This is a genomic window from Mesorhizobium sp. M2A.F.Ca.ET.067.02.1.1 (genome assembly GCF_004023285.1).
Classification (GTDB): domain Bacteria; phylum Pseudomonadota; class Alphaproteobacteria; order Rhizobiales; family Rhizobiaceae; genus Mesorhizobium.
On sequence record NZ_RZSB01000390.1, the window covers coordinates 1 to 5,642 of the forward strand.

The 5,642-nt window shown below is 66.4% G+C and carries 6 protein-coding genes; all 6 read right to left on the bottom strand.

Annotated features, from left to right (window positions below):
* On the bottom strand, positions 1-1,188 hold a 1,188-nt coding region (locus tag EOA28_RS22940), incomplete at its 3' end, for an aconitase X catalytic domain-containing protein (RefSeq protein ID WP_128315303.1).
* The gene (locus tag EOA28_RS22945) at positions 1,185-1,673 is read right to left on the bottom strand and encodes a GNAT family N-acetyltransferase (RefSeq protein WP_127250120.1); all 489 of its coding nucleotides are present in this window, start codon (positions 1,671-1,673) and stop codon (positions 1,185-1,187) included. The genes EOA28_RS22940 and EOA28_RS22945, both read right to left, overlap by 4 nt.
* Before the next feature lie 4 nt (positions 1,674-1,677).
* Positions 1,678-2,433, bottom strand: coding sequence for a molybdopterin-synthase adenylyltransferase MoeB (locus EOA28_RS22950; protein ID WP_127386177.1), 756 nt, complete (start codon positions 2,431-2,433; stop codon positions 1,678-1,680).
* A 132-nt stretch (positions 2,434-2,565) separates the two neighbouring features.
* On the bottom strand, positions 2,566-3,720 hold the full coding sequence (gene recF, locus EOA28_RS22955; protein ID WP_127252225.1) for a DNA replication/repair protein RecF: 1,155 nt from the start codon (positions 3,718-3,720) through the stop codon (positions 2,566-2,568).
* 26 nt (positions 3,721-3,746) lie between these two features.
* A complete protein-coding gene (dnaN, locus tag EOA28_RS22960) occupies positions 3,747-4,865 on the bottom strand; it encodes a DNA polymerase III subunit beta (RefSeq protein WP_095819339.1) in 1,119 nt (372 codons plus the stop codon).
* 200 nt (positions 4,866-5,065) lie between these two features.
* Positions 5,066-5,642: helix-turn-helix domain-containing protein (locus tag EOA28_RS22965; RefSeq protein ID WP_245501580.1), on the bottom strand; the 577-nt coding region annotated here is incomplete at its 5' end.

Sequence of the window (5,642 nt, forward strand, 5' to 3'; positions counted from 1 at the left end):
GGCGTAGAGCACCGCATATCCGGTGTTGCCCGGCGCGTAATGCGCGAACTTGCCCGAATTGGTCATCAGCACGCCCTTGCCGATGTCTGGCATGATCGGCGTCACCACCACGCATGTATCGGCGACGATGACGACGCCGCTGGCCTCGAGCCTCTTTCGCCGGCCGTCCTTTTCCAGCAAGGCAAGCGCGTGACGGCCGGTGCACGCATAGATCGGCACCGCGAGCCTCCGCCCGCCGATCAGCCGCTCCAGGCTGTCGAACTCGGCGTTCGAAAGATGCGGGCTGCCGATCGCCACCGCATCGATGGCTTTAGGCGCTGCCGCGGTCGACAGGCCCGCGCGGGCCTTGGCAACCATCTCAGGCGTCACGCGGATCACCGCTTCCGGTTCCGGGCCCGCCAGGATGCTTGCGACGTCGGGAGCCTCGGGCGTCACGCCGGCGATGTGGAACAGGCCGACGGCGCCGGACGATGCGGCCGCAGCGCCGAAGGCTTTCAGCGCGTCTTCGCCAGGATGACTGGCCACGCCGGTGACGACACCGGTTGCGTTGCCGACCTCACGGCCGTAGAGGCTGCCCAGGACAGGCCAGGCGATCTCCGAGGCAAGGAAGGAGGGCGACAGGCCCGAGACGTCGAATACCAGCCGCGCCAGGCGGTTTTCAGGCCGATGCATGCCGTAATCCGGCGCGCGGCCGGTGATGGCGCAGGCAATGTCGAGGAAATCGCCGTAGCGGTTGGTGCGCGCGCCCAGCACAGAGTTGCAGAAGACGACCGCGTTGGACTCGCCCCAGGCCACGTCGCTGCCGAATGCTGGCCTGTGCCCGGCCTGATAGGGCGCGCAGGTCCAGCTCTGCTCGCAACCGAGCTTGCGATAGGCCTCCATCATCCGCCGCGCCATGCCGCGCTGCGGCTCCTCAAGACGTATGGGCGAGCAGCCCATCAGGTCGAGCGCTCCGACATTAAGCGTTGAGCGCACCGCGACCTTCGCGCCGCCTCCCACCAGCCTCTCGGCGAACAGCGTGCCGGAATCGCCGTGATAGAGCGCGCCGTCGATATGCGCGGACGCGATCGGGATCAGCCGCGGCGCGCCGAGCAGCCTGGCGCTTTCGGCGACGATGCGCATCGCCATGCCCGCGCCGTCCTGGGAGGCGGCGATCGCCTGTTCTTCCGGGCTGAGGGCGAGGCTCAAGGCAGCACCTTGCGCATGGTGATGGAGGTCGGCCTGTCATAGCCCGCATGCGCCGTGCGCCCGGTCTCGCGAAAGCCGAGCCGGGCGAAGGCCGCGTGGTTTGCGGTCAGTTCGATGCGGGTCTGCAGCTCGATCGCATCCTTGCCGCGCGCGCGGGCAAGATCCTCCACAGCTTGCATCAGCCGGGCTCCGACGCCCTGACCCTGGAGCGCTGGCTCGACCGCGAGCTTGCCGACATAGAAATCCCGCGCCCGCTCCAGCGCGAAGACGCAGCCGACGATGCGGCCGTTCTCGACGGCCACAAACCCCATCTCCTTTTTCGCTTTCCCGGCAAGGCTGCCGGCGCTCAGAAGATGCGCCGATGACGGAGGGTCGATGACGCCGTCCATATAGGCAAAGGCGCGGCGGATCAGCGCGAGCAAATCGTCCCATCGGTGGAAATCCGCGGGAAGGCCGATAATGGAAATGCCGACGGTCTGGTCCATACGCTCAGACGGCCTTGTAGCGGATGGTGTCGAAGCGGGCTGTGAGCCCGTCATAGAGCAGCAGCCGGCCGATGAGCGGCTCGCCTATACCGGTGATCAGCTTGATCGCCTCCATTGCCTCCAGCGCGCCGATGACGCCCGTCAGCGCGCCGACAATGCCGGCAACAGCGCAGGACGGCACCAGCCCTTCGGGAGGCGCTTCCGGGAACAGGTCGCGATAGCTCGGGTTGCGCTTGCCGTCGGCGCCTGTCTCGAACGGTTTCAGCACCGTGACCGAGCCGTCGAAGCGGCCGACGGCGGCCGTCACCAGGGGCTTCTCCTCGCTGGCGCAGGCATCGGCGACGGCGTAGCGCGTCTCGAAATTGTCGGAGCCGTCGACGACGACATCGTAACGGGCGACGAGGGCAGGGGCGTTCTCTTCCGACAGCCTCAGGCCGTGCGTTTCCACCGCGACGTTGGGGTTGATGCGCATGATCGCTGCCGCGGCGCTGTCGGTCTTGGCCATGCCGATCGTATCGCTGCCATGGATCACCTGCCGCTGCAGGTTGGACAGCGAAACCGTGTCGTCGTCGACGATGCCGAGCGTGCCGACGCCGGCGGCGGCAAGATATTCCAGCACCGGCGCGCCGAGCCCGCCGGCGCCGATCACCAGCACCCGCGCCCGTTTCAGCTTCTGCTGGCCCGGCCCGCCGATCTCAGGCAGCACGATGTGGCGGGCGTAGCGTTCAAGCTCTTCGTCGGTGAGGGCGGCATCGGTCATGGCTGGACTTTATCGCTGGCGCAGGGCCTTGTCAGTAAGCGCAAGGCAAACCTTGTGGTCCACATGACGAGGCAAAGGTTCGCACGACGCAAGGCAAAGCCTTGTGGCGCAGTGCCGAAATAGCTTCACGCGCTAGCCGGTCGGCTCGACGCTGCCATGATCGACCGTTAGGAACTGCGCCCGGCCGGCAAGGCTTGAGAACAGGGCGGCATCCGTGCCCGTCATGAAGGCCTGGCAGTTGAGCTCCTCGAGGATGGAAAATAACGCCGCACGCCTGCCTGCATCGAGATGCGCGGCGATCTCGTCCAGCAGCAGGATCGGCGTCAGGCCCGACATCTCGCCGGTCAGTCTGGCATGCGACAGCACGATGCCGACCAGCAGCGCCTTCTGCTCGCCGGTCGAGCACAGTTCCGCCGGCGTCGACTTGGGCCGGTGCCGCACCACGAGATCGGACCGATGCGGACCGTCGAGCGTGCGGCCGGCGGCGCGGTCGCGCTCACGACCATTGGCAAGTGCGGCGCGATAGCGTTCCTCGACATCGACCGCCGGCGCGCTGCCGAGCGCGCTCTCCAGGTCGCCGGCGAGGCTGATATCGGCCTGCGGAAACGGCCCGCTGCCGGGCAATCTGTCGATCATGGCCGCAAGCAGCCGCACCAGCTCGGCCCGCGCCGCGGCGATCGCCACGCCGGTTTCGGCCATCTGCGTCTCGATCGCGTCGAACCAGGCGCCGTCGCGGGAGCCTTCTGTAAGCAGGCGGTTACGGCCACGCATGGCTTTCTCATAGTCGAGCGCGCGCTGGCCATGGCCGGGGTCTATCGCCAGCACCAACCGGTCGAGGAAGCGGCGGCGGTCCGCCGCCGGCCCGGGAAACAACCCGCCCATCGCCGGCGTCAGCCAGACGACCCGCAGCCATTCCAGCATGTCCTCGGCCGATCGTGCCGACGCGCCGTTGATCCGCACCCTCCTGCCGCCTTCGCCGGCGGCGTCGCCGCCGGAAATGCCGGTGCCGATCTCGACCTGGCCTTCCGGCCCCTCGATGCGCGCGTGTAAGGCGAAGCCGCCGTCGCCGCCTTCGCGCGCCACATCCGCATAGGGCGCGCGGCGCAGGCCCCGGCCAGGCGTCAGGAACGAGATCGCTTCCAGGAGATTGGTCTTGCCGGCGCCATTGTCGCCCGACAGCACCACCGCGCCGGGGGCAAGGTCGAGCGAAAGCGCCGCATAGTTGCGGAAATTCGTAAGCGTTAACTTACTTATGTAGCTTTGCTGCCGAAGGGCGTCCGAGTTCAAGGTAACACATCAGGTCCGTCCCGGACCTACACCCGCATCGGCATCAGCACATAGAGCGCGGTTTCGTCGGCCATGTCATGGATCAGCGTCGGCGAGCCGGCATCGGCCAGCATGAACTTGGCCTCCGACCCTGTGAGTTGGGCCGCGACGTCGAGCAGGTATTTAGCGTTGAAGCCGATCTCGATCGGATCCGACGAATAGTCGGCCGCCAGTTCCTCGGTGGCACTGCCCGAATCCGGATTGTTGACCGCGAGCGTGAGTTGGCCGTCATTGATCGACAGCTTCACGGCCCGGCCGCGTTCGGAGGAAATGGTCGAAACCCGGTCGACCGCGGCGGCGAAGCTCTGGCGATCGATGATTAGCTTCTTGTCGTTGCCGGTCGGGATCACGCGCTGATAGTCTGGGAAGGTGCCGTCGATCAGCTTGGAGGTCAAAACGACGCTGCCGATGGTGAAGCGGATCTTGGTGTCCGACAGTTCGGTCGTCACCGCGACATCGGGGTCGTCGACCAGCTTCTGCAGCTCGCTCACCGTCTTGCGCGGAATGATGATGCCCGGCATGCCTTCCGAACCTGCCGGCGCGTCGATCTCGGCGCGCGCCAGGCGGTGTCCGTCGGTCGCCACCGAGCGCAGCTTCAGCTTGCCGCCGACTTCGACGGCATGCAGGTAGATGCCGTTGAGGTAGTAGCGCGTTTCCTCGGTCGAGATGGCGAACTGGGTCTTGTCGATCAACCCCTTCAGCGCCGCCGATTCCAGCCGGAAGATATGCGAGAACGAGCCGGCCGAAAGCTCCGGGAAGTCGGATTGCGGCAGGCACTGCAGGCGGAAGCTGGAACGGCCGGAGGTGACGGTCATCGCGTTGCCGTCCTCGTCCGTCTTCAGCATCACCTCTGCGCCATCGGAAAGCTTGCGCACGATGTCGTAGAGCAGATGCGCCGGCACCGTCGTCGCGCCGCCGCGCTCGACCTTGGCGGGTGTCGCCTCCGTCACCTCCAGGTCGAGGTCGGTCGCTTTCATCTCGAGGCTCGCGCCCTCGGCGCTGAGCAGCACGTTGGAGAGGATCGGGATGGTGTTGCGCCGCTCGACCACGCGGTGGACGTGGTTGAGGGACTTCAGGAGATTTGACCGTTCCAGGATAACACGCATGACGAACAGGCTCGCTTCAATGAATGAACGGGTCACCGGCAGGCGGCATCCCGCGAAAGCCCTGAAAGGCTTCCAGAATCTCCGTAAGCTGACAGTAAAAAGCCTGCAAAGGCAAGCCCGCGGCACCGGTTCGGGCCGGTTGCGCGGGCTTTCTGGGGATAAAGCCGGCGAAGCGGGTCGCCGGCCATTTTTGCATCGCCTCAGGCCTGGTCGTTGATCAGCCTTCTGAGCAGTTCGAGCTCCTGCGCCAGCGTGTTGTCCCCGCCCGAAAGGTCCTCGATCTTGCGCACGGCATGCAGCACGGTCGTGTGGTCGCGGCCGCCGAAACGCCGCCCGATCTCCGGCAGCGAGCGCGGCGTCATCACTTTCGACAGATACATGGCCACCTGCCGCGGCTTGACGATCGTGCGCGTGCGCCGGTTGGACAGAAGCTCCGTCTTCGACACGTTGTAATGGCGCGCCACGATGCGCTGGATGTCCTCGATGCGCACCCGCTTCGGCTCGCCCGAGCGATAGATGTGGCCGAGGATCTCGTCGATCCGGTCGATCGTGATCTGCGGCTCGAAGGACTGGCGAAACAGAAGCTGGTTGAAGGCGCCCTCAAGCTCGCGCCCGCTGCCGGTGACCGTGCGGGCGACATGCTCCAGGATCTCGTCCGAGATGTCGAGCGAGGTGTCATCGCTCTTGGCGGTGGCGCGGCGCAGCTTCAGCATGCCGAGCCGCATGGCGAAATCCGGCGCCGACATTTCCAGCGCCACGCCGCCATTGAGGCGCGAC

Excerpts from the sequence above, each read along its gene's own strand:
- EOA28_RS22945 (WP_127250120.1), bottom strand. The coding sequence starts at position 1,673 with ATGGACCAGACCGTCGGCATTTCCATTATCGGCCTTCCCGCGGATTTC.
- dnaN (WP_095819339.1), bottom strand. The coding sequence starts at position 4,865 with ATGCGTGTTATCCTGGAACGGTCAAATCTCCTGAAGTCCCTCAACCAC.
- EOA28_RS22950 (WP_127386177.1), bottom strand. The coding sequence starts at position 2,433 with ATGACCGATGCCGCCCTCACCGACGAAGAGCTTGAACGCTACGCCCGC.